This window comes from Mesorhizobium waimense (assembly GCF_003601975.1).
In the GTDB taxonomy this organism is placed as follows: Bacteria; Pseudomonadota; Alphaproteobacteria; order Rhizobiales; family Rhizobiaceae; genus Mesorhizobium; species Mesorhizobium waimense.
Genome location: NZ_QZWZ01000014.1, coordinates 43,310 through 67,737, shown reverse-complemented (window position 1 = coordinate 67,737; position 24,428 = coordinate 43,310). Strand labels below are relative to the sequence as shown.

At 64.6% G+C, this 24,428-nt stretch carries 15 protein-coding genes; 6 read left to right on the top strand and 9 right to left on the bottom strand.

Annotation, left to right across the window (positions count from 1 at the left end; all coding sequences use genetic code 11):
* Window positions 1-2 precede the first annotated feature (2 nt).
* The 3 genes from D3227_RS18860 (at window position 3) to D3227_RS18850 (ending at window position 2,493) form a co-directional block, all read left to right on the top strand.
* Entirely contained in the window at window positions 3-1,010 is a 1,008-nt protein-coding gene (locus D3227_RS18860; protein ID WP_245451796.1) for a stage II sporulation protein M, read from the top strand.
* Complete coding sequence (locus D3227_RS18855; RefSeq protein WP_120015814.1) at window positions 1,003-1,863, top strand: RDD family protein; 861 nt, start codon at window positions 1,003-1,005, stop codon at window positions 1,861-1,863. The genes D3227_RS18860 and D3227_RS18855 overlap by 8 nt, the downstream gene beginning before the upstream one ends.
* An 84-nt stretch (window positions 1,864-1,947) precedes the next feature.
* Window positions 1,948-2,493: a hypothetical protein gene (locus tag D3227_RS18850; RefSeq protein WP_120015812.1), complete on the top strand. Its 546-nt coding sequence runs from the start codon at window positions 1,948-1,950 to the stop codon at window positions 2,491-2,493.
* A gap of 23 nt (window positions 2,494-2,516) precedes the next feature.
* Here the strand turns inward: D3227_RS18850 and D3227_RS18845 are convergent, their stop codons facing one another.
* Entirely contained in the window at window positions 2,517-3,203 is a 687-nt protein-coding gene (locus tag D3227_RS18845) for a D-lyxose/D-mannose family sugar isomerase (protein WP_120015810.1), read from the bottom strand.
* 141 nt (window positions 3,204-3,344) lie between these two features.
* On the opposite strand from D3227_RS18845, the gene D3227_RS18840 reads away from it, so the two are divergent.
* Window positions 3,345-4,403 carry a D-TA family PLP-dependent enzyme gene (locus tag D3227_RS18840; protein WP_120015808.1) on the top strand — a complete coding sequence of 353 codons (1,059 nt, stop codon included), beginning with the start codon at window positions 3,345-3,347 and terminating at the stop codon, window positions 4,401-4,403.
* A gap of 27 nt (window positions 4,404-4,430) precedes the next feature.
* Here D3227_RS18840 and D3227_RS18835 read toward each other — a convergent pair whose 3' ends face one another.
* From D3227_RS18835 to hutI, 8 genes are all read right to left on the bottom strand, one after another.
* A complete protein-coding gene (locus D3227_RS18835) occupies window positions 4,431-5,183 on the bottom strand; it encodes a heme ABC transporter permease (protein WP_120015807.1) in 753 nt (250 codons plus the stop codon).
* A gap of 85 nt (window positions 5,184-5,268) precedes the next feature.
* Window positions 5,269-7,047, bottom strand: a complete 1,779-nt coding sequence (locus D3227_RS18830) for a glucan ABC transporter ATP-binding protein/ permease (protein WP_120015805.1) — start codon at window positions 7,045-7,047, stop codon at window positions 5,269-5,271.
* A gap of 355 nt (window positions 7,048-7,402) precedes the next feature.
* A complete protein-coding gene (locus tag D3227_RS18825) occupies window positions 7,403-15,961 on the bottom strand; it encodes a glycoside hydrolase family 94 protein (protein WP_120015803.1) in 8,559 nt (2,852 codons plus the stop codon).
* A 258-nt stretch (window positions 15,962-16,219) separates the two neighbouring features.
* Window positions 16,220-16,807: a HutD/Ves family protein gene (locus tag D3227_RS18820; protein WP_120015801.1), complete on the bottom strand. Its 588-nt coding sequence runs from the start codon at window positions 16,805-16,807 to the stop codon at window positions 16,220-16,222.
* Between the two features lie 86 nt (window positions 16,808-16,893).
* Window positions 16,894-18,567, bottom strand: coding sequence for a urocanate hydratase (gene hutU, locus D3227_RS18815; RefSeq protein WP_208646392.1), 1,674 nt, complete (start codon window positions 18,565-18,567; stop codon window positions 16,894-16,896).
* Between the two features lie 25 nt (window positions 18,568-18,592).
* Window positions 18,593-19,408 (bottom strand): N-formylglutamate deformylase, encoded by an 816-nt coding sequence (hutG, locus tag D3227_RS18810; RefSeq protein WP_120015799.1) that lies wholly within the window; start codon window positions 19,406-19,408, stop codon window positions 18,593-18,595.
* Window positions 19,405-20,946, bottom strand: coding sequence for a histidine ammonia-lyase (hutH, locus tag D3227_RS18805; protein ID WP_120015796.1), 1,542 nt, complete (start codon window positions 20,944-20,946; stop codon window positions 19,405-19,407). Before hutH ends, hutG begins: the two co-directional genes overlap by 4 nt.
* Window positions 20,943-22,178 carry an imidazolonepropionase gene (hutI, locus tag D3227_RS18800; protein WP_120015922.1) on the bottom strand — a complete coding sequence of 412 codons (1,236 nt, stop codon included), beginning with the start codon at window positions 22,176-22,178 and terminating at the stop codon, window positions 20,943-20,945. The genes hutH and hutI overlap by 4 nt, the downstream gene beginning before the upstream one ends.
* Window positions 22,179-22,274: 96 nt before the next feature.
* Here hutI and D3227_RS18795 point away from each other — a divergent pair, with 96 nt between their 5' ends.
* Complete coding sequence (locus tag D3227_RS18795) at window positions 22,275-23,627, top strand: formimidoylglutamate deiminase (protein WP_120015921.1); 1,353 nt, start codon at window positions 22,275-22,277, stop codon at window positions 23,625-23,627.
* Window positions 23,624-24,364 (top strand): histidine utilization transcriptional repressor HutC, encoded by a 741-nt coding sequence (hutC, locus tag D3227_RS18790; RefSeq protein WP_120015794.1) that lies wholly within the window; start codon window positions 23,624-23,626, stop codon window positions 24,362-24,364. Before D3227_RS18795 ends, hutC begins: the two co-directional genes overlap by 4 nt.
* Window positions 24,365-24,428 lie beyond the last annotated feature (64 nt).

The window sequence follows — 24,428 nt, the reverse complement described above, 5'->3', positions numbered from 1 at the left end:
CGATGCAAGCTGGCACCAACGCGGTACGCCAGTCGCTGGCCAGCTTCCGCCAGGAGCGCGAGGCCGACTGGAAGGCCTTCGAAGCGCTGCTGGCGCGTGTCGAGAAACGGGCGCCGCGCGCGCTGTCGGAAGAGGAATTGCTGTCGCTGCCCCTGCTTTACCGGTCGGCGCTGTCTTCGCTGTCGGTGGCGCGGGCGACATCGCTCGACAATGCCCTGGTCTCCTATCTCGAATCGCTCTGCCTGCGCGGCTATTTCTACCTCTATGGCGCGCGGCGCGGCCTGCGGCAGCGCATCGCCGATTTCTTCCTGCATGACTGGCCGCATGCCATTCGCGACCTGTGGCGCGAGACGCTGGTGTCTGTCGGGCTGACGGCGATCGGCGCTGGCGCCGGCTATTGGCTGGTGGCGTCCGACAAGGGTTGGTACGACGCCATCATCGCCCCGGGCCTTGCCGGCGGCCGCAATCCGGATTCGTCGGCCGAGATGCTGCGCAGCGTGCTTTATGACGGCGCCAGCAGCGAATTCCTGTCGAGCTTCGCCGCCTATCTTTTCACCCACAATACGCAGGTGGCAATCCTGGCCTTCGCGCTGGGCTTCGCCTTTGCCGTGCCCAGCGTGCTGCTCATCCTGATGAACGGCTGCATGCTAGGCGCGATATTCCAGATTTATGCAGCCAAGGGCCTGGGCTTCGAGCTTGGCGGCTGGCTCTCCATCCACGGCACAACTGAGATATTCGCGATCGCGCTGGCGGGCGCCGCCGGCATCCGCATCGGAACGCGCATCGCCTTTCCCGGCGAACTGCCCCGCATGGCCGCCGCCGCCCAGGCCGGGCGGGTGGCCGCGACCGCCATGGTCGGCGTCGTGGTAATGCTTTTGTTTGCCGGCCTGCTCGAAGGCATCGGCCGGCAGACGATCACCAGCGATGGCGTGCGCTATGCCATAGGCGGCGGCATGCTGGCGCTATGGAGCGCCTATTTCTACCTGTTCCGGTTGGTGCGCCATGGCTAGACGCGCTGCCTTTGTAGCGGCACGACCGCTGATCACGCCGGAGGGTGTCGATCTCAGGGTCAGGCTTGCCGACGCCGGTACGCGGGCTTCAGCCTTCCTGCTCGATGTCGTGATCATCTCCACTGCGGCGGTGGTGATCACGATCGTCGCGCTGTTCGGGTTGAGAGGCCTTGGCGAGCACGAGCTGCAGCCGCTCTTCATCGTCTGGATCATCCTGATCTTCCTGCTGCGCAATGCCTATTTCATCGCCTTCGAGGCAGGCCGGCGCGCCGCGACGCCCGGCAAGCTGATCGTCGGCATTCGGGTCGCCTCGCGCAGCGGCGCGGGCCTCACGATCGATCAGGTGATCGCGCGCAATCTGATGCGCGAGATCGAAATCTTCCTGCCGCTGTCCATCCTCGCCGGGCGCGGAGGGGCGGGCGTCGCCGATACGCTGACGACGATCTTCGGGCTGGTATGGGCGCTGCTGTTCGCGCTCTTCCCAATCTTCAACCGCGACCGCCTGCGCATCGGCGATCTGCTGGCCGGCACCTGGGTGGTCGAAGTGCCGAAGCTGGCGCTGGTCGAGGACCTGTCGCTGCGGCAAGATCCGGTCGCCGACGGCTTCCATTTCAGCCCGGCCCAGCTCGACGCCTATGGCATCGCCGAACTGCACAAGCTGGAAGAGGTGCTGCGCCGCGACGACTATTTCGCGCTAAGGGCGGTGGCGGAGACGATCGGGCGCAAGATCGGTGCCGCGCCGCAGGCGCCGGATTCAAGGGCCTTCCTCACCGCCTATTACGGAGAGCTCAGGGCACATCTGGAACGCAAGCTGCTGCTCGGGAACCGCAAGGCGGATAAACATGCGCGGTAAAACGGAGAAGTCTCGGAGTTCAGAATTAGAGAAACTGCTTCGACAGGCTTGACTCAAAATTCGTTAGCGGGTGTACAGGTAAATATGGCTTCGTCCGAATTTGTGATCACGGAGGAACAATATCAAGAATTACTCCATGGCTTGATTAACTCCGGCTCAAAAATTGGATACGATATTTTTGACAGAACCAACGTTCGCTATCTGTCGATTAGTTCCATTGCAGAAATTGCGGCCAAAGAGAGAGCTTCGATCGCGTTGAAGCATCCTTCATTCGCCGTCGACGACCCAGAGATAGAGATCTACAACAATGGCGACGTTGAGTGGTATTCATTTAAAGAATTGCGTGGAGACGGACACATCAAGATAACCTTAAGAAGATTTATTACAGATGTTGGTCCCTATTTTTACCTTGCGATTGGATACACGAGTTTTTTCATCACAAAGAGCGGAGCGCACATACAGCCGCCCAAGAACCTGATTCGGATCTATAAAAAAACTGCACGATATCTCATATCTCAATGCACCAAGGAATTAATCGGGAACAGAAGAAGTGTATATGTATCGAAAGCCATCATAGACAGCGACGGCAATTGGCTTTCTAATATTAGAGCGCTATCTGGAATAATTTGAGAGAGCGCAATCTACGTCCTACCCTAACCCACCCACTTCTCGTAATCCGACACCAGGAGGTGCAGCGGCGCCACGTCTTCGTCGATGTTGGAGAAACGGCCGATCGGTTCGCGGAAGACGTTGTCGGTGAGGTCGTCATTGACGGTCGAGACCTCGCCGATCAGCACGTCCTTGCCCTCGGCCCAGAAGGCGTGCCAGACGCCGGGCAGCAGGGTGACGCTCTGGCCCGGATCGAGCTTCAGCAGCCCGCCGGCCGGCAGTCTGTGGATGGTTCCGTCGACAGGCACCGACACCTCGGCCTTCGGATCGATACCGCCGTCGCGATCATGCATGAACAGTTCCAGCACCAGCTTGCCACCGCCGCGGTTGATGATGTCCTCGGCCTTGATGTTGTGGCGATGCATCGGCGACAGCTGGTCCTTGCGCGAGATCATGATCTTCTCCGCATAGAGCATGCCCATGCCCTTTTTCATGTCCGCGTAAACGCCGTTGCGCACGGTGAACAGGAACAGGCCGAGTTCGTCGAACTTCTCCTGGCCGTAGTCGGTGATGTCCCAACCAAGGCGCGAGCTGAAAATGGCCGCGGAGTCGGCCTTGCGCGCCTTCATCTCTTCCGGGCTCCAATAGGCGAAGGGCGGCATGATGTAGCCGAACGAGCGGATGAAGGCGTCGGCGTCGCGGATGATGTCGTTGATGGTGGAGCGTTTCATGGTCGTGATCCCTTCTTCAGGCGGCGCCTACAGCGCATAGCCGAACACCGATCCGGTGTCGACGCAAACTCTATGCTGGCCTCATGACATCCGGACCGATCGGGGCCATAAGTCCAGGCAAATTCCCAAGGTGACAATCCCATGCGCAGCCTAGACGACCTCGATACGCCGGCGATCCTCATCGACGCCGCCCGCGCCGAAGCCAATATTGCCAGGGCGCAGGCACATGCCGACCGCCACGGTTTAAAACTCAGGCCGCATATCAAGACCCACAAGCTGCCCTACTGGGCGAAGAAGCAGGTCGCGGCTGGCGCGGTCGGCATCACCTGCCAGAAGATCGGCGAGGCAGAGGTGATGGCCGATGCCGGGCTGACCGATATTTTTCTCCCTTACAATATTCTCGGGCGCGCCAAGCTGGAGCGCCTGAAGGCAATGCACGGCCGCGTGACGCTGTCGGTGACATCGGACAGCAGGGAAACGCTGGACGGGCTCGCCGCCACCTTCACCGATGCCGGCCACCCTCTGCCGGTGCTGGTCGAATGCGACACCGGCATGGGCCGCTGCGGCGTGCAGACGGCCGACGAAGCGGTCGCGCTGGCGCAAGAGATCGACAAGGCCAAGGGGCTCGCCTTCGGCGGGTTGATGACCTATCCGGCGGCGGGTCGCGCAGCGCAGGCCGAGGCGTGGCTCGTAGATGCCAAACAAGCGCTGGCGGCGGCGGGCCTCGCCTGCGAGCGCATCTCCAGCGGCGGCACGCCCGATATATGGCGCTCGGGCGAGGACAGCGTCGTCACCGAATACCGTCCCGGCACCTACATCTATCTCGACCGCTACCAGGTCGCCAAAGGCGTCGGCAGCCTCGACGATTGCGCGCTGACGGTGCTGTCGACGGTGGTCAGCCACCCGACGCCGGCGCGCGCCATTCTCGATGCCGGCAGCAAGGCACTCTCCAACGACACGCTGGGGCTCGCCGATTTCGGCGAGTTGCTGGGCGTTGCCGGCGCCAGGGTCACAGGCCTCAGCGAAGAGCACGGCAATGTCACGCTTTCGGGCGATGCAAGGCTGCGCATCGGCGAACGCGTGCGCGTCGTGCCCGACCATTGCTGCGTGGTGACGAACCTGTTCGACCAGGTGCATCTGATCGATGGTGACAATGTGCTGGATACGCTGCCGGTAGCGGCGCGAGGTCGGATGGGGTGAGGAGCAGTCGCCGATCCGAGGCTGAGGTCAGTTAGTCTGTCTTGCCGCCACACGGCGCATCGAGATGACCCGGCGGCGGCGGATCTCCGTGCGCATCGCCATCAGGTGTAGGGCGAAGAACAGCACGGTGAAGCCGAGCGCCATCACCAGCAGCGGCCGCAACATCGAGGGATCGATGGCCGAGCCGCCCATCCGGAACACCGATGCCGGCTGGTGCAGCGTGTTCCACCAGTCGACCGAGAATTTGATGATCGGGATGTTGATGAAGCCGACCAGCGTGATGATAGCGGCGGCCCAGGCGGCGCGGCTTGCGTCATCGAGTGCCCGGGTCAGTGCGATGATGCCGAGATACATCAGGAACAGCACGAAGACCGAGGTTAGTCGCGCGTCCCACACCCACCAGGTACCCCACATCGGCTTGCCCCAGATGGAACCTGTGATCAGCGCAAGTGCTGTAAAGACGGCGCCGATCGGAGCCGCCGATTTCAGCGCCACGTCGGCCAGCGGATGGCGCCAGACCAGCGTGCCCAACGCTGAGATCGCCATCAGCGTGTAGCACATCATGGCGAGCCAGGCGAAAGGCACGTGAATGTACATGATGCGCACGGTGATGCCCTGCTGGAAATCCTCAGGTGCTGCGAAGCTCATATAGAGTCCGGCAGCGAGCAGGATCGCGGCGACCGAAGCCAGCCACGGCACGAGCCTGTCGGCCAGCCCGACGAAGCGCGTCGGGTTGGCCAGATCCATCCAGCCGGTGAGGCGTGAGGTGGTGTCGCTCATGCGGCCTTACATAGACCGGCGGCGTGTTTGGGGCAATCGAGTGGGTTGTCGCAGGCGCTATGGGGACGGTAAGAGCCGCCCCGGATCAGGCGGCTTCTTCCTGCTGCTGCACAGTGCGGCTGAGGCGGCGAACCTCTTCGTCGTTGAGCAAGCCGCCGGCACGCAGCAGGCTGGCGAAGCGGCCGTTGCGGAGCGACAGCTCCGCGAAACCACCGAACTCGACCACCCTGCCCTTGTCCATGAACACGACCAGGTCGGCGTCGCGGACCGTGGTCAGGCGGTGGGCGATGATGAAGGTGGTGCGGTCGCGGCGCAGTTCGTCGATGGCTTCCTTGACGCGGTCCTCGGTCTCGACGTCGAGCGCGCTGGTGGCCTCGTCGAGGACCAGGATCGGCGCATCCTTGAGCACGGCGCGGGCGATGGCGATGCGCTGGCGCTCGCCGCCCGAAAGCTGTCCGCCACGCTCGCCGACGACCGTGTCGTAGCCGGAGCTCTTCGACAGGATGAAATCCTGCGCGGCGGCGGCACTGGCGGCGGCGTGCACCTCGTCATAGGTCGCCTCGGCGCGGCCGACGCGGATGTTGTCCTCGATCGAGCGGTTCAGCAGGCCGGCGTCCTGGAACACGGTGGCAATCGAATGGCGCAGCGACTTGCGGGTCACCGAGCGGGTATCGATGCCGTCGATCAGGATGCGGCCGTTGGACGGCGTGAACACGCGCTGCAGCAGGTTGATGAGCGTGGTCTTGCCGGCACCTGTCGGGCCGACGATGGCGACCGTCTGGCCGGCCTGGACTTCGAACGACACGTCGTCGACACCCTGGCCGGAATTGGCGAACTCGAAGCCGACATGCTCGAAACGGACGTGACCGGTGACATTGACGAGGTCGCGCAGACCGTCGGGCTCGGCGGTTTCGGCGGCTGAGTCCTCGAGACGGTAGAAGTCCTCGAGCTTGGCGCGGGCCTCGGAGATCTGGTTGGCGAAGGCCGACATCTGGTCGAGACGGGCGATCAGCAGCGTGGCGAAGCCGGTAAAGGCGATGACGTCACCGATGCGCAGCTGGCCATGGGTTACCAGATAGGCGCCGATCAAGAGCACGATCATCATCGAGATGGTCGACGACAGGCGGTGCAGCGCGTTGGCGATGGCCCACCAGTCGAGCACCGGGTTCTGTGCATCAAGCAGGTTCTTAACGTAGCGCTTCAGCGCCTCGGTCTCATGGCCGATGCGGTTGTAGCTCTGCAGCACGGCGACGTTGCTGACGGAGTCGGTCACATGCGCGAACACCGTGTGGTAGTGCCGCTCGACCGCTGCCTGGCCTGCCTTGGTGCGGCGCATGACCAGCCGGCCGATGCCGACATAGAGCGCGCCGAGGGCAAGCAGCACCATCGACATGCGAACGTCCATGCTGAGCGCGGTCGGGATCAGCAGCGCCAGGGCGACAGCCGTCGACAGATGCTGGCGCATGAATTCGAGCCACAGGCTGAACAGGGTCTCCACCGCGCGCAGCAGCGTGTGGAGCGAATTGGAGGTGCCGCGCTGGTGATGCCAGGCGAGCGGCATGGTGATCACGCGCTCGAACGACTGGCACAGAACTTCGCTGCGCCGCTTATGGGCGAAACGGTCGGCACCGCGCGCCACCAGCACGAAGGCGACGATGTTGAACGCGCCGAGGCCGGCCCACAATCCCAGCGTCGAGAACACCGAGCCATGCTCGGAGATGGCATCGATCACCCGTCCGAACATGATCGGCTCGAGGATGGCGATAATGGCAAGCGCAACGTTCGCGCCGCAGATCAGCGCGACGCGCTTTCTGTCGGCCGCGAGATAACCCAGCGCTCTCCAGTAGATTTGCAGAAGTGACACTTCAGCTACTCCGCCAAAAATTTTATTGTGCACCGCACCATTTCTTGACACGTACCGGTTAACGTGTCGCAAAACAATGCCCGTCTACCTCTTCCGTTCCCAATTCGCGAACAAAAGATGACGACGCTGCGAAATCTGTCGTGATCACCTAACGGTTTGAGATAAAAGGTGAAATGTCAGCCTTGCGGCAAAATCATGGCAGCGCCGAAGCGCTGCCACATTTTTAATCACCGGCAGCTTGCGTAGCTGAACCTAATAGGCTGAACTGCCCATTCGCCAAGATCATCGGCAAATAACGACGAGAGAGTACTGCACGCCCCGGAGGACGTGCAGATAGTGCTTCAAGCCTTTGATTTCACGCAGGTATCCTGACAACCACCTCGGTCTTGTCGCCGGCTTTCGGCTCAAAGGACGAGGATTTTGTCTTGGTTCCATTGACCTCGAGCGAAATGGATTTGGCCTTTTTGTCGCGGATGACACGAACCTTGACCTCGGCCTCCAGCATCTTGAGCGTCGCCGCATAGCCGTCCCAATGGCCGGGAAGTTTCGGCCGGAACGTGATCTGCTTGCCGCGCCGCTCGATGCCCAGAATGCCCTCGACCGCAGCCCGGTAAAGCCAGCCGGCCGAGCCGGTGTACCAGGTCCAGCCGCCACGACCGCCCTTGCCTTCGCCGGCATAGATATCGGCCGCCACGACATAGGGCTCGACCCGGTAGTGCTCGGCGGCAGCCTCATCGGGGGCGTGGTTGACCGGGTTCAGCATCGAGAAGCAGCGGTAGGCATCGTCGGTGCGGCCCATCTCGGCAAGCGCGATGACGAACCATGTCGCGGCGTGGGTGTACTGGCCGCCGTTCTCGCGCACGCCCGGCGGGTAGCTCTTGATGTAGCCCGGGTCCTTGTCGGTCCTGGAGAAGGGCGGTGTGAACAGCTTGACGATCTTGAGATCGTCGTCGACGAGCATCTTCGTCGCCTGCTGCATGGCGGTGGTCGAACGCGCCGGATCGCCCTCGCCCGAGAGCACGCTCCACGACTGGGCGATGGAGTCGATCTTGCACTCTGCGGAGTTGTGAGAGCCGAGCGGGCTGCCATCGTCGAAGCTGCCACGCCGATACCATTGGCCGTCCCAGGCGGTGCTTTCCAGCGCCCGCTTCAGCGCGTCGGCGTGCTTTGTCCAGGTCTGGGCGCGCTTGGTGTCGCCCTGCGTCTTGGCAACGGCAGTGAAGTCGCCCAGCGTCTTCAGCAGGAACCAGCCCAGCCAGACGCTCTCGCCCTTGCCGCCTTCGCCGACGCGGTTCATGCCGTCGTTCCAGTCGCCGCCGAGGATCAGCGGCAGGCCGGCGGGGCTGCTGCGCTTGATGGCAAGATCGAGCGCCCGCGCGCAGTGGTCGTAGAGCGAGGCGTGGTTCTTGGAAATCTCCGGCGTGAAGAAGGCATCGTGCTCGCCTTCGCCGAGCTCCTGCCCGTCGATGAAAGGCAACTGCTCCTTCAGGATGCCGGCATCGCCGGTGACGTCGATGTAGCGGCTGGTGGCGTGGGCGAGCCAGACCACGTCGTCCGAGATCATCGTGCGCACACCGGCGTCGGTGCGCGGCAGCCACCAGTGCTGCACGTCGCCCTCGGGGAACTGCCGGCGCGCCGCGTTGAGGATCTGGTCGCGCGCCAGCTTCGGATCATGCGCCAAAAGCGCCAGCGTGTCCTGCAGCTGGTCGCGGAAGCCGAAGGCGCCGCTTGCCTGGTAGAAGGCGGACCGCGCTCGGATGCGGCAGGCAAGGCTCTGGTAGGGCAGCCAGTGGTTGACCATGGCGTCGAGCGCCTTGTCGGGCGTTTCGACCTGGATGGTGTCCAGGAAGCCACGCCAGACGCGCTCATTGTCGGCCAGCCGCTGGTCGAAATCCTTGCCGCGATGGGTCTGCACAAGCGCGCTCGCCTCCTCGGCCGAGGCCGCGTCGCCGAGCAGCCAGAACAGCGTCACGTCGCCGCCGGCAGGGATGTCGACGTCGCTGGCGATCGCGGCGCAGGGATCGTCACCGGCCTCGACGCGGTCGGACAGGTTGGCCCCGGCCAGCACCGCCTGCGGATACTCGCTGCTGCCGTGCCTGCCGATGAACTCGCCACGGTCGGCCGTCACCGAATGCACCAGACCGCCGGCGGCCATGAAGGCCACCCGCTCGCTGAAATCGAGCCCATAGGGATTTTTCGCCAGCAGTGCGCCTGTGGCCACGTCCCGCGCGGGCACGATGGTCGCCGCCGTGCGCGAGCGATGGCTGCCAAGCACCCATTCGGTATAGGCATAGATGCGCAGCCGCGCCGACACCGAGCCAGAATTCTGGATGCGCAGCCGGGTGATCTTCACCGGATCATCCGGGTCCACCACATGCGTCAGGTCCATCGACAGCGGCCCGCGCTTCGAGCGGAAGGTCGAAAAACCTTGCCCGTGCCATGTTTCATAGGTCATGGCGGGATCGCGCAGCACGGCGGCCGTCGGCGAGAATGCCTTGCCGCTGGCGTGGTCGTAGATATAGATACCCTCACTCGGCCGGTTCGAGACCGGATCGTTCGACCATGGCGTCAGCTGGTAGTCGCGGCTGTTGCGGCTCCAGGTGAAGGCCGCACCCTCGGCCGAGACGTGGAAGCCGAACGAGGCGTTGGAGATGACGTTAATCCAGGGCTGCGGCGTCGTGCGGTGGCCGGTCAAACGGGTGACGTAGTGGCGGCCGTCGCCGTCGAAACCGCCAAAGCCGTTCCAGAGGTTTAGGCCGCTGCCGTCGGCGCTGCTTTCCGCTGAGGGGCGCGCCATGAAGGCCGGTGCCGGCAGCGATGGCTCGCGAGGGCCCGCCGCGCCCGGCGCCGGCAGCAGGGCATCACGCGCCTGCAGCGCCGCCGCCTCGGCGCGCTCGATCTGGTCGAAGATGGTGCCGTTGCGCGTATGCAGCACGACGCGGGCGACGGCCAGCAAGGTCTTGTAGGTGGCCTCGTCCATCAGGTCGCGGCGCACGGCGAAGATGTGCTGGCGCGGGCCGAGCTCCTTGCCGCGCAGGCGGGCGTTTTCGCAGAGCGTCTCGACCGCCCGCTGCAGGTCCTGCACATAGGAGGACGCCTGCTCGTTGACGACGACGAAGTCGATCATCATGCCGCGGGCGCGCATATATTCCTGGAAGCGCAGCGCCTGGGCGACGATCTCCAAATCGGCGACATCACCGATGCGGACCAGGAAGATCGGGAAGTCGCCGGAGATGCTGGTCGGCCACAGGCTGGACTGCTTGCCGAGCCCAGACGCGATGGATTCGGCCGGCAGGCGCAGGAACGGATCAGGATAGACCAGATAGCGCGCCAGCTTCTGCACATTGGCGGCATCGGTCAGGCTGAGGCCGAGATGGCGGGTCTGCACCTGGCTGCGGGTCCAGGCGAGCATCGCCTGGCGGGCGAAGCTTTCCGGATGGTCGAGCCTGGCAATGGCTTCGTCGAGTTCGGCGCGGCTGGCGCCGACGACGGTCCAGAAGGTCAGCGAGATCTTCTTGTTGGCGGGAACGCGCACCTGCCGGCGAAGGGCCGCGACCGGATCCAGCGTGAAGCCGGAATGGCCGCCGAGCTTGGCGCCGGGATCGAAGGCAGCCGCATCGACGATGGTGCGGCCGCGGCCGATGAAGGCGCGCCGGTCGGTCTCGGCCTCGGCATCGCGCGCCGGCCCCGAAGGATCGGTGACGAAATGCGCCATGGTGAGGTCGGGTTCGTTCTTCTCGCGCTTGCGCCTGGTGGCAAAGATGGCGCCCTTGTTGGGCGCGATCTCGGTCTCGACGAACATTTTCGAGAAGGCCGGATGGGCATAGTCCGAGGCTTCGTTGCCCAGCACCAGTTCGGCGAACGAAGTCACCTCGATGTGCCGGTCGACGGCGCCGTCATTGTAGAGCGTGACGCGACGGCCTTCGCCATTGCCTTCCGAGATGACGATGCATTCGACCTCCGAACGCAGCGATCCCACGGATTTGATGAAACTTGCCTTGTCGTCGGAAAACAGCGTCTGGACACGCTCGTTCTCGGCGCGCCTCGGCTCTGACGTCGCCGACCACCAGTCTCCGGTGCCGGCATCACGCAGGAACACGTAGGAGCCGAGCCGGTCCTCGGTCGGGTCCGGCTGCCAGCGGGTGACGGCAAGCTCGCCAAAGCGGCTGTAGCCCGAGCCAGTGGCGGTGACCATTACCGAATAGCGGCCGTTGGACATCACGTTGGTCGAGCGCAGCGCGCGCGCCGGATCGAGGATGATGCGTGTGTCCGGGCTCTCGGTCTCGGTCTCGTCCTTCGAGCGCTCGTCGGCCTCCGTCCTGACGGTGGCGGTCGGGATGTCGCGCGGCGCCCTCTCCTGCAGCAGGAGTTCGGCCGACTCGATCACCGGGTCGCTGTGGAAGCGGTCGCGCAGCCGGCCTTCGAAGATGGCGTCGGCGACGGCGGCGATCGACATGCCCGAATGGTGAGCCATGTAGTTCAGCACGACGGCGTGGTCGGCGCCTTCAGGCACGCGCTGCGGCGTGAAATCGACAGCGTCGTAAAAGCCATGCCGGCCAAGCGCGCCGATGGCCTTCAGCCTGGCCAGGTTCTGCACGGATTCGCGCGGTGTGAACTGCGCCGCCAGGATCGTCGCGTAAGGCGCGATCACCGTGTTCTGGCCGAGGCCGCGCTTCAGGCCGAGCCCGGGCACGCCGAAATTGGTGTACTGGTAGGTCAGCTCGCGGTCGCGCGCGTTGTAGGCCGCTTCCGAAATCCCCCACGGCACATTCTTCGAGCGAGCGTAATGGATCTGGCGCTTGATGATCAGCTTGCTAGTCTGGTTGAGGATCGAGCCTTGCGGTTCCTTCATCACCAGCGGCGGCATCAGATACTCGAACATCGAGCCCGACCAGGACATCAGTGCGCCCTGGAAACCGATCTCGACGATCGGCCGGCCAAGCCGGAACCAGTGCTCGGTCGGCAGGTCGCCCTTGGCGATGGCGAACAGGCTGGTCAGCCGCGCCTCGGAGGCGAGAAGGTCGTAGCAGCTTTCGTCGAGCTGGTGTTCCTCGACCCGGTAGCCGATCGACAGGAGCTTGCGCTCCTGCCGCATCAGGAAGGAGAAATCCATCTCGAAGGCGTAGCGGCGCGTGCGCTCGCGCAGCGCCAGGAGCCTGGCGCGCAAGGTTTCGACGGCATTCTCGTCATTATGCGAGTCATGAACGTGGGCCTCGCAAGTGGCCTCCAGCCTCGCCGCCCAATCGGCGATCACGTCGCTGCGCGGCGACGCGGCCTCCGTGTGGATGGCAACGGCAAGCTTGCGGATCTCGCCGGCGAGCACGGCAAGGTTGATGGTGCGGATCGACGCCATCTCGGGCTGTGCCTTGATGGTCATCACCGCGCGCCGCATGCCGTCGAGGCGGTCGGCCAGCCGCTGGCGCAGCGGCCTGAGTTGGCGGCGGTCGTCGGGCAATTCCTCGAGGCTCTCGTCGAGGATGGTCACCGTGTCCAGAATGCCTTCGAAATCGCCCTGCAGATGCACGGAAGGCGCTTCCGCCCATTCGGCGCAGGCGGCAGCCACCGCCACCAGATGTCCGGCGAGGTTGCCGCTGTCGACGGCCGAGATGTAAAGCGGATAGAGCGGCTTCAGCGTCGTGGTGTCGTACCAGTTGTAGAGATGGCCGCGATCGCGCGGCATGCTCTCGATGGTGGCCATCGTCGCATCGATGCGGGTGATGGCGTCGGACAGGCTGATCCAGCCGAAATCGCGCGCCGAAACCACCGACAGCAGGTAGACGCCGATATTGGTCGGCGAGGTGCGCGGCGCCACCACCGGCGCCGGGCTCTCCTGGAAATTGTCGGGCGGCAGATTGTGGTGCTCGGCGGTGACGAAGGTCTCGAAATAATGCCAAGTGCGCCGCGCCACCGTGCGCAGCGTATGGATGTCGGCAGCCGAGATGCGCAGCCGGTCCTCGGTCTCGGCCGAGCGGCTGATCCAGCAGGCCACCGCCGGCGAGCCGATCCAGAAAATCGCGAAGAAGAAGGCGACGAAGGCGCCGGTGGAATCGGCGAGCACTGGAATGGCGAGGCCGACGACGCCGATGATCACGGCGCCATACATCATGCCGTAATAGGCGCCGAGATCGCTGCCGCCGCTCTTGTGCGCCTGCGATGCGGTGCGCCATTCGAGCAGGTTATGCCGGCTGACGAACAAGCGGTAGACCGTACGCACGATCGCGTCGCCCATCATCCAGGCATTATGCGCCATCAACAGGATCTTGAGCGCCACCAGGGCCGTGCCGAAGACGGTGTCGCGCGCCAGCGCCGAGAAATGGCCGCGCGGCGTCTGGTCGCCGCTCTTCGGCAGGATGCCGTTGACGATGTCGAAGGTCGGCGCCATGAACAGGCTGAGGATCAACAGCGCCTGCCATTGCGCGGCCTGCGTGAAGGGCAGCAGCGTCCAGCCGGCGACCGCCGCCATCACCCAGAAGATCGGCGTCAGCGAGCGGCGCAGATTGTCGACCATCTTCCAGCGCGACAGCGCCGGCACGCCGGAGCGCGGATTGAAGATGAAGCTGAGTAACTGCCAGTCGCCACGCGCCCAGCGGTGATGGCGGGAAGCATCGACCGAATAGCGGGTCGGATAGTCCTCGACCAGTTCGACATCGGTGACAAGAGCCGAGCGCGCCAGCGCGCCTTCGAGCAGGTCATGGCTGAGGATGGTGTTCTCCTCGATGCGGCCCTTCAGCGCCGCCTCGAAGGCATCGACATGGTAGAGGCCCTTGCCGGTGAAGGAGCCGTCGCCGAAGACGTCCTGGTAGACGTCCGAAACGGCAAAGACGTAAGGGTCGAGGCCGCGATTAGCGGAGAAAATCCGCTGGAAGAACGAGGCGTCGTCGCCGCTGGTCAACGAGGCGGTGATGCGCGGCTGCAGGATGGTGTAGCCGGCGATGACACGGCGCTTGGCCGCATCGAAATGCGGCCGGTTGAGCGGATGGCTGAGCTTGCCGGCCAAGGTGGCGACGGCATCGCGCGTGGTGCGCGTATCGGCGTCGAGCGTCATCACATGGACGACGTTTTCCGGCAACGGCACGTCGAGCGGCAGGAAGGTGGTGTCGCTGTCGCCGCGCAGAAGAAGGTTCAATTCGTGCAGCTTGCCGCGCTTGCGCTCCCAGCCCATCCAGCAGCCTTGCGCGGCGTTGTAGAGCCGGCGCCGGTGCAGGACATAGAAACGCGGCGCGCCTTCCGAAGGGTGGCGGGCGTTGAGCCGGGCGATCTCATCGCGGGCGTATTGCAGGATTTCGATGTCGGCGGCGTCGATCTCTGTCTTGGAGTCCGGCCAGTCCGAAAGCAGCGCGAAACGGATTTCGTCCGCCGTGTTGGCGAGGTAGTGCACCTCGATGTTGCGGATGTTCTCCTCGACATCGTCGCGCGAGCCGATCAGCGAGGGCACCACGACCAGGGTGCGCGCCTCGGGCGGCACGCCGCCGTGCTTGTAGTCGTAGCCGACGAGCCGCGTCGGCTTCAGGAACAGCGACACGACGGTGTTGAAGAAGGCGAGCGCGCCCTCGCTGGCCGGCACCGCGAACAGCGCCAGCATCAGCACGATCGACGGCACCGACAGGCCGAGATGGGTGAGCGCATTGCCGGCGAGCGCCAGAAGCAGGACGGTCAGCCCAAACACCGGCACGACGACGCCCAGCCAGCCGGTGCTGGCAAAGGTCCGCTTGACGGTGACGCTGACGGTCGGCCGGTAGCCGATCGCCCTTTCCAGCTCCAACCGGCGCGGGCCGACGAGGAAGAAACCGACATCCGTATGCGCCGCACTCTCGGTGGCGTCGGCGCCGGATACATGGCCGGCAAGCTCGATCGCCTTCTCGGCGACGCGGTATTCGGACAGCTCGGAGCGGCGCGCCAGTTCCTCGATCGCGGTGCGGTACTGGTCGCGCGAGAAGAAGTCGAGCCCGGCGAAATCGGTGCGCTCGCGCAGCAGCGTGTCGATGCGGCTGACGCCTTCGAACCACACCGTCCAGTCGACGTCGTTGATCAGGCGCAGGCCGCGGATGATGTTGCCCGTGGTGACATTGCCGCTGGACAGCGTGTGGTGCTCCGAGATGATGATTTCCTCGGCGTCGGAGCCGGTCTTCTCGAGCTCGCCCTCCAGCCATTCCAGCGCCCGGCCGGCATTCTGCGAACCGTCGCGCAGACGGTAGAGCAGCTGGGTGGCGAAGGTGGTGTCCTGCGCATGGGTAACGTAGTGCGACAGGATCGCCTGGCGGTCGGCATTGTCGTCGGTCGCCAGCACGCGGTCGGCGACCTCGTTGGCGATCTGGCGCATCTGCCTGGTGCGGTTGACGCGCACGGCGATGCGGCGAAGGTTTTCGATCAACACGAAGCGCAGCAGCGATGGCAGCGCCCAGAGCTCGCCGATCTTCAGCGGCTCGACCGACTGGAAACCTTCGACGATCGACTTGAACATGGTCGCCGAGACCGAGCTGTCGGAATGCGCGACATAGGTCCAGGCCACCGCCAAAGCGCGCGGTACACTGGTGCCGTCGGCCAGTTTCAGGGTCGGCAACTGGCGATAGAAGCGGCGCGGCAGATCGCGCTTGACCTGGAAGATCGTCTCCTCGACCAGATAGTTGTTGTCGAGCAGCCATTGCGCGGCCGGCGTGATGGTTTCGCCCTTCGCCTGCGCGGCATTGGTCGAGCGGTAGACTTCGAGAATCCGTTTCGCGCTGTCGCGGATACGGGCCTGGAATTCGAACGGCGTCAGCCCGAATAGGTCCCCAACTTCGCCTTCGGCAAGGCCGCTGCCCAGCGCACGCAGGCGGTCCTCTGGCAGGAAATTGGAGCGGATCGGCTCTTCCGTAATGGCCGGAAAGGCGGCGCTCGTCTTTTCGATCTTGGCGGGGTTCGTCTGTATGTTCATTGAAAATTCCGTATAGCGGGCGCGATGCGGCGTCCACGCCACGGCAATGTCCCTAAAACCGATTCAAATGCAATTGGTTGCATAGCGACATTGGCCGAAATGTTGTTTCCGCGCGAGACGGGGCGCCGTCTCTCGACAACTTCCGGATGAGCGCCCCTCGCACCCATTCGGATTTGATCGGATTCAGGCTTTTTCGTGGTACGGGCAACAGCTTACGCGATATTTCGCCGGCGGCGCGATCATGTTTGGAGACAGGCGTTAACCATTTCCGGGAACACGGCCGATGTGGACGACGAACAGAGCCACCGCACCGGCGGGCTCCAGGCGAAGCCTTGAGGCACCCTGCCTCAGCAGAACCGCATCCAGCGGACCCAGGCACGCCGACGCGGCGCTGTGCACCGCGAGTTCGCCGTCGAGGCACAGGATGAGCGTCGCATCGGCAGCCGACGGAACGTCGGTCACGGTGGAAATCAACAGCCGCTCGATAGTGTGAGTCATGCGGGTGCGGCGCGTCATGACGTTGAGATCGGTGATCGGCCCGGCGATCAGCGATGCTCCCGTCGGCACGTCGGCCGGGAAGGAAAACGGGGCGGTTGTGCCCGTCAGTTCCTTCGGGGCCTGACCGGCGATATTGAGGATGATGCCCTCGCCTTCCAGCACGGCCAAAGTGCGGTCGACGTCGGCAAAGCTGGAGAAAGACCCGCCGGCCTCGACGCGCGCCATCGAGACGCGCCAGTCGAAATCATCGAGCCCGGCGCCCTCAGGCGAGACGGCGATTTCGGTCGTCGTGCCGCCGCCGTTCTTCCACGGCATGACGCGATAGTCGGCGGCACGAAGGATGCGCACCGCTCAGCCCTCCGCTATGGCAACGGGCGTTCGAAACTCGAAAAGCCGATCCTGCGGCTTTTCGCCTGCCTGCGGCCGGACATTTCTCACCCCAAAATGCCCGGCAGGTTGAGCTGGTGCTGCTTGGCGCAGTCAACAGCGATGTCGTAGCCGGCATCGGCGTGGCGCATGACGCCGGTCGCCGGGTCGTTCCACAACACCCGTTCCAGGCGTCTGGCAGCTTCACGCGTGCCGTCGGCAACGATGACCATGCCTGAATGCTGCGAGAAGCCCATGCCGACGCCGCCGCCATGGTGCAGCGACACCCAGGTGGCGCCGGAGGCGGTGTTGAGCAGTGCGTTGAGCAGCGGCCAGTCGGACACGGCGTCGGAGCCGTCCTTCATCGCTTCCGTCTCGCGGTTGGGCGAAGCAACCGAGCCGGAATCGAGATGATCGCGGCCGATGACGACAGGCGCCTTGAGCTCGCCCTTGGCCACCATCTCGTTGAAGGCGAGGCCGAGTCGGTGGCGGTCGCCGAGGCCGACCCAACAGATGCGCGCCGGCAGACCCTGGAAGGCGATGCGCTCGCGCGCCATGTCCAGCCAGTTGTGCAAATGGGTGTTGCCGGGTGTGAGTTCGCGCACCTTGGCGTCGGTCTTGTATATGTCTTCGGGATCGCCAGAAAGCGCCGCCCAGCGGAACGGACCGATGCCGCGGCAGAACAGCGGGCGGATATAGGCGGGCACGAAACCGGGGAAGGCAAAGGCGTTCTCGAAGCCTTCTTCCTTGGCCACCTGGCGGATGTTGTTGCCGTAGTCGAGCGTCGGCACGCCGGCGTTCCAGAACGCCACCATCGCCTCGACATGCTCGCGCATCGACGCGCGAGCCGCCTTCTCAACCGCCTTCGGATCGCTGGTACGCTTCTCACGCCATTCGGCCAGCGTCCAGCCCTTGGGCAAATAGCCGTTCAGCGGGTCATGCGCAGAGGTCTGGTCGGTGACCATGTCGGGGCGCACGCCGCGCCGCACCAGTTCCGGCACGATGTCGGCGGTATTGCCGACCAGGCCGACCGACTTCGCCTCCCCCGCCTTGGTCCAGCGCTCGATCTTTTCCAGAGCCTCGTCGAGCGTATCGGCGCGCTCGTCGACATAGCGGGTGCGCAGACGGAAATCGATGCGGTCGGGATCGCACTCGACGGCGAGGCAGCAGGCGCCGGCCATGACGGCTGCCAGCGGCTGGGCGCCGCCCATGCCGCCAAGGCCGCCGGTCAGGATCCACTTGCCATTGAGATTGCCGCCATAATGCTGGCGGCCGGCCTCGACGAAGGTCTCGTAGGTGCCCTGCACGATGCCTTGCGTGCCGATATATATCCAGGAGCCGGCCGTCATCTGGCCGTACATCATGAGGCCCTTCTTATCGAGCTCATTGAACTTCTCCCAGGTCGCCCAATGCGGAACCAGGTTGGAATTGGCGATCAGTACGCGGGGCGCATCCGGATGCGTGCGGAAGACGCCGACCGGCTTGCCGGACTGGACCAGCAGCGTCTCGTCCTCGCCGAGCGTCTTCAGTGAAGCGACGATGCGGTCGAAATCGTTCCAGGTGCGCGCGGCACGACCGATGCCGCCATAGACGACCAGTTCGTTGGGGTTTTCGGCAACGTCCGGGTCGAGGTTGTTCATCAGCATGCGCAGCGGCGCTTCGGTCAGCCAGGTGCGGGCGTTGAGCTCGGCGCCGCGCGGGCTGCGGACTTCACGGATGTTGTGGCGAGGATCGGTCATCATTGTCCCTTTCGAGTAAGGCGGCGCGTCAGCGCCCGGCCCAGTCAATCGCGGTTTCGAGGATCTTTTTCAGCGTGGCGGCCATGGGTGCGGCGAACGCGACATCGTAGGGCACCGGCCAATTGTCCGGCGCGCCCTTGCCCTCGGGCTCGCGCATATAGCCGCGATTGGAGAGTTCCATCTGCAGCGCATGGACGCCGTTTTGCGGTTGGCCGAAATGGCGCGTGATCCAGCCGCCCTTGAAGCGGCCGTTGACGACAGAGGTCTCGCCGGTTTCGGCCATGATCTGGCCAACCATCGCCTGCAAGCCAGCATCGGCGCTCTTGCCATCATTGGTGCCTAGGTTGAACACCGGCAGCGTGCCCTCGAACAGGCGCGGCAGTACCGAGCGGATCGAATGGCAATCGTAGAGCACGATCTTGCCGTGCAGGCCGCGCAGCCGGTCGATTTCTACCTGCAAGGCCGCATGGTAGGGCACGAAGTACTTTTCGCGACGCTCATCAACCTCCGACGGTCCCGGCTCCTCGCCTTCGCGGTAGAGCGGATCGCCATCGAAGGTCTCGGTCGGGCAGAGCCCGGTCGTCGCCTGGCCGGGATAGAGCGAGGCGCCGGTGGGATCGCGATTGACGTCGATGACGGTGCGCGAGATGGCCGTATGGACGACCGTCGCGCCGAGGCCAGCGGCAAAGTCATATAGATTGTCGATCCACCAGTCGCAGTCGCGACGACCGAGCCAGCGCGACACCAGCCGGTTCTCTAAGCCGGCGAGATCGATGCCAGTGTGTGGGATCGAAACCAGCAGCGGCGCCGTGCCGCGCGTTACCGTGAGCCAGTCGGCCATCATGCCGCTCCCGAGATCGCGGGCAGCGCAACCTCACCAGCCGCCTTCACCGCTGCACCACTGCGTACCATCGCGATGGCCTTTTCCATGTCGGGATGGAAGTGGCGATCGTTGTCGAGATGCGGCACCTCAGCCCTAACCAGCTTGCGCACCGCCTCCAGCGCCGCGCTCGATGGCAGCGGGGCATGGAAGTCGCAACCTTGGGCCGCGGCCAGCAATTCTATTCCGATGACAGCCGTCGCGTTCTCGATCATGCCGATCAGCCGGCGCGCGCCATGGGCGGCCATCGAGACGTGGTCTTCCTGGTTGGCCGAGGTCGGGATGGAATCGACGCTGGCCGGGTAAGCCTTCTGCTTGTTCTCGGAAACGAGGGCCGCCGCAGTCACCTGCGGGATCATGAAGCCGGAGTTCAGTCCCGGCTTCGGCGTGAGAAAAGCCGGCATGCCCGACAGCGCCGGATCGACCAGCATGGCGATGCGGCGCTCCGACAGCGAACCGATCTCGCAGACGGCGAGCGCGATCATGTCGGCGGCGAAGGCCACCGGCTCGGCGTGGAAATTGCCGCCGGAGAGCGCGGTGTCGTCCTCGGCGAAGATCAGCGGATTGTCGGTGACGCCGTTGGCTTCGGTTCCCAGCGTATCGGCGGCCTGACGCAGCACGGCCAGAGCGGCGCCCATCACTTGCGGCTGGCAGCGCAGGCAATACGGGTCCTGCACGCGCTCGTCGCCGACGCGATGCGATTCCCGGATGGCGCTGCCGGCCATCAGATTGCGCAGCGCGTCTGCCGTCTCGATCTGGCCGCGATGCTTTCTTAAGAGATGGATGCGCGGATCGAAGGGCGCGTCGGAGCCCTTGGCGGCGTCGGTCGACAGGGCGCCGGCGACCAGAGCCGACTGGTAGAGGACCTCGGCCTCGAACAGAGCGGCCAGCGCATAGGCGGTCGAGAACTGCGTGCCGTTGAGCAGCGCCAAGCCTTCCTTGGCGCCGAGCATGACCGGCTCCAGCCCGTGCGAGACGAAGGCGACCTTGGCCGGGAAGCGGCCATGCGGCGTAAAACATTCGCCGACGCCGATCATCACCGCCGTCATGTGCGACAGCGGCGCGAGGTCGCCGGAAGCGCCGACCGAACCTTGCGCCGGCACCACCGGGATGACGTCATTGGCGAGCATGGCTTCCAGCAATTCGATGGTCTGCGGCCGCACGCCGGAAGCGCCCTGGGCCAGGCTGGCGAGCTTCAGCGCCATCATCAGCCTGGTGACAGCGACCGGCATCGGCTCGCCGACACCTGCGGCATGCGACAGCACGATGTTGCGCTGGAGCGTCTCGAGGTCGGCGGCGGGAATGCGGACGCTGGCCAATTTGCCGAAGCCGGTGTTGATGCCATAGACCGGCTCGCCCTTGGCGACGATCCTTGCGACGGCCTCGGCGCTGGCCTTGATTTTTGGCCGGCAGGTATTGTCGAGTTTCGGCACCGCGCCGCGATAGATGGCGCGCCAGTCGGCAAGCGTCGCATTGCCGGGCTTCAAAACGAGTTCAGTCATTGTCCTCTCCAGATGCGGGCATGCAGCGGGTTGAAGCCCATGCGGTAGACGAGTTCGGCCGGACGTTCGATGTCCCAGATCGCGAGATCGGCGGACTTGCCGGCCTCCAAGGTGCCGGTCTTTTGCTGCAGCCCGAGCGCGCGAGCCGCTTCGCGGGTGACTCCCGCAAGGCATTCCTCGACCGTCAGGCCGAACAAGGTCGCGGCCATGTTCATGGTCAGCAGCAGCGAGGTCAGCGGCGAGGTGCCAGGATTGCAGTCGGTGGCGACGGCCATCTTCACGCCATGCTGCCGAAACAGGGCAATCGGCGGCTTCTTGGTTTCGCGGATGAAATAATAGGCGCCGGGCAGGATCGTCGCCACGGTACCGGCCCTGGCCATTGCCGCCGCGCCGGCCTCATCGGTGTATTCGAGATGGTCGGCCGACAGCGCGCCATAGCGGGCAGCAAGCTCGGCGCCATGCAGGTTGGAAAGCTGGTCGGCGTGGAGTTTTACGGGCAAGCCGAGCGCCCCGGCCGCGTCGAAGACACGTGCCATCTGCTCGGGCGAAAAGGCGATGCCTTCGCAAAAACCGTCGACCGCATCGGCCAGGCCTTCGGCCGAGACGGCAGGCAGGATTTCCTTGGCGACCAGATCGATGAAAGCGTCCTTGTCGCCCTTTGCCTCTGGCGGCAGCGCGTGGGCGGCGAGGCAGGTGGTGCGGACTGTCACCGGGTGCTTGTTGTCCAGTTGCCGAGCCGCCCGCAGCGACTTCTTCTCGTTGTCGAGATCGAGGCCATAGCCCGACTTTATTTCTACGGTTGTGACGCCTTCCGCCATCAGCGCATCGAGGCGCGGCAGCGTCTGGGCTACCAGTTCGTCCTCGCTGGCGGCACGCAGGGATTTGACCGAGGAGACAATGCCGCCACCGGCTTTGGCGACTTCTTCGTAGGTGGCGCCGGCCAGACGCATCTCGAATTCGTTGGCGCGGTTGCCGGCATAAACAAGATGCGTGTGGCAGTCGATCAGGCCGGGCGTGATCCAACGGCCCTCGCAGTCGACGCTCTCGGCGCCTTGAGCGAGGCCCGACGGCATCTCAGCTTCCGGGCCGGCATAGACGATCTGACCATCGCGCGCGGCGATCGCGCCCTTTTCGACGATGCCAAGTCCGGACGTGTTTTCGGACAAGGTCGCCAGGCGCGCATTGCGCCAAAGGTGAAGGCCCCCTGCCCGGCTTTTCATTTGTGCCGCCATCATCTTTTCCGTTTCAATGGATAGCGATTATGTATATACATATTGAAACGCACTGCAAGTGCTATCGTGAATGGAAAGCGGGATTCGGAGAAAAACGTGACGGCGATCTTTGCGGAACAGGCGCTGCTGCCCGACAGCTGGCACGGCAATGTCAGGATATCGCTGGCTGACGGCCGCATCGTGACAGTCGACCCAGGTACATCGCCGCAAACCGGTGACGAGCGCCATGCCATCGTGGTTCCCGGCATACCGAATCTGCACAGCCATGCTTTCCAGCGCGGCATGGCCGGCCTTGCCGAATTGCGCGGCCCTTCCCCTGACAGTTTCTGGAGTTGGCGCGAGGTGATGTATCGCTTCGCGCTGTCGATGACGCCCGACCAGGTCGAGGCGGTCGCGGCGCAGCTCTATGTCGAGATGCTGGAGGCCGGTTTTTCGCGCGTCGGCGAATTCCACTATCTGCACCACGATCGCGACGGAAAACCCTACGCCAACATCGCCGAGATGGCCGAGCGCATCGCGGCGGCGGCCGGCGAGACAGGCATCGGGTTGACGCTGCTGCCGGTGTTTTACGCGCATTCCTCCTTCGGTGGCGCTGCTCCCAATGAAGGCCAGCGGCGATTCATCAATGATGTGGATCGGTTCGCGCGCCTGCTTGAGAAAAGCCGGAAGTGTGTTCGCACTTTGAATCAAGCCGTCGTCGGCGTCGCCCCACACAGTCTGCGCGCCGCGCCCCCCGATGAACTCGCCGCGGTCGCGGCGATGGCGCCGGACGGGCCGATCCACATCCACGTCGCCGAGCAGGTGAAAGAGGTCGAGGACTGCCTCGCCTGGTCCGGCGCACACCCGGTCGAATGGCTGCTCTCCAATGCCGGGGTGGACAGGCGCTGGTGCCTGATACACGCCACCCATATGACCGAAACCGAGACAATCGGCATGGCCAAAAGCGGCGCCATCGCCGGTCTGTGTCCGATCACCGAGGCTAATCTCGGCGACGGCACCTTTGCCGCGCCGCTGTTCCGAGAACATGGCGGACGCTTCGGTGTCGGCTCCGATTCCAATGTGCTGATCGGCTTGCCCGACGAGCTCAGGCAGCTCGAATATTCGCAACGCCTTGCGCATCGCGCCCGCAATGTGCTGGCGGTCGCCGGCGGCTCGACCGGGCGCGCCTTGTTCGATGCGGCGCTCGACGGCGGCAGCGCCGCGCTCGGTGCCGGTCCGTCGCAGATTGTTGCCGCCGGTCCGGCCGATTTCGTCTCGCTCGATGCAGATCATCCATCGCTGGCCGGAAAGGCGGGCGACGCGATCCTGGACGCCTGGATCTTCGCCAATGGCACCAAGGTCGACTGCGTCTGGGTGCATGGCGTAAAACTGGTCAGCGGCGGCAGGCATGCCAAGCGCGAGGCGATTGCCGAGCGCTTCCGCAAAGTGATGACGGCGCTTTCGGCATGAGCCTGATCGAAACAGCGGCGGTGGAAGGCGGCGGCTCGCTGCATCAGCGCATCCTGTCCGACATCAGCGAAAAAATCCTGTCAGGCGCGTGGGCGCCCGGTCACCGCATCCCCTTCGAACACGAGCTGACGGCGGAATACAATTGCTCGCGCATGACGGTGAACAAGGCGCTGTCGCAACTGGCCAAGGCCGGCCTGATCGAGCGCCGCCGCCGTTCGGGCAGCTTTGTGCGCAGGCCGCAATCGCAGGCGGCGGTGCTGGAGATCCACGACATCCGGATCGAGGTCGAGGCGCTCGGACTTCCCTATCGCTATGAAAGGCTGGCGCGGCTGAAGCGGCGCAGCAGCGCCGAGGACCGCGCGCTGCTTGAGCTGACCGGCGCAGGACCGGTGTTGGCGCTGGAGTGCCTGCATTTCGCCGGACAGCGGCCGTTCGCGCACGAACAGCGGCTGATCAATCTGACCGCCGTCGTGGAGGCTGGCGAGGAGGAATTTCTTGATATCGCGCCCGGCCCCTGGCTGATCGGCCGCGTGCCTTGGAGCGAAGCCGAACATCGTATCCGCGCCATTGCCGCCGACCAGCACATTGCCGATGCCCTCGACATCGAGCCCGGCGCGCCGTGCCTGGTGGTCGAGCGGCGGACCTGGAGCGCCGAGCATCCGGTCACCCAAGTCCGCTTTACCTACGCGGCAGACAGCCACACGTTGGTGGCGCGGTTCAGGCCGTCGCAGGGGTAGTGCCTTTTATCCCCCCTTGCAGCGCCACACCCCCACCCGGACCTTCGGTCCGACCTCCCCACAG

Excerpts from the sequence above, each read along its gene's own strand:
- D3227_RS18835 (WP_120015807.1), bottom strand. The coding sequence starts at position 5,183 with ATGAGCGACACCACCTCACGCCTCACCGGCTGGATGGATCTGGCCAAC.
- hutI (WP_120015922.1), bottom strand. The coding sequence starts at position 22,178 with ATGGCGGCACAAATGAAAAGCCGGGCAGGGGGCCTTCACCTTTGGCGC.
- hutC (WP_120015794.1), top strand. The coding sequence starts at position 23,624 with ATGAGCCTGATCGAAACAGCGGCGGTGGAAGGCGGCGGCTCGCTGCAT.
- hutU (WP_208646392.1), bottom strand. The coding sequence starts at position 18,567 with ATGATGACCGATCCTCGCCACAACATCCGTGAAGTCCGCAGCCCGCGC.
- hutH (WP_120015796.1), bottom strand. The coding sequence starts at position 20,946 with ATGACTGAACTCGTTTTGAAGCCCGGCAATGCGACGCTTGCCGACTGG.
- D3227_RS18855 (WP_120015814.1), top strand. The coding sequence starts at position 1,003 with ATGGCTAGACGCGCTGCCTTTGTAGCGGCACGACCGCTGATCACGCCG.
- D3227_RS18840 (WP_120015808.1), top strand. The coding sequence starts at position 3,345 with ATGCGCAGCCTAGACGACCTCGATACGCCGGCGATCCTCATCGACGCC.
- D3227_RS18825 (WP_120015803.1), bottom strand. The coding sequence starts at position 15,961 with ATGAACATACAGACGAACCCCGCCAAGATCGAAAAGACGAGCGCCGCC.
- D3227_RS18860 (WP_245451796.1), top strand. The coding sequence starts at position 3 with ATGCAAGCTGGCACCAACGCGGTACGCCAGTCGCTGGCCAGCTTCCGC.
- hutG (WP_120015799.1), bottom strand. The coding sequence starts at position 19,408 with ATGATGGCCGACTGGCTCACGGTAACGCGCGGCACGGCGCCGCTGCTG.
- D3227_RS18845 (WP_120015810.1), bottom strand. The coding sequence starts at position 3,203 with ATGAAACGCTCCACCATCAACGACATCATCCGCGACGCCGACGCCTTC.
- D3227_RS18850 (WP_120015812.1), top strand. The coding sequence starts at position 1,948 with ATGGCTTCGTCCGAATTTGTGATCACGGAGGAACAATATCAAGAATTA.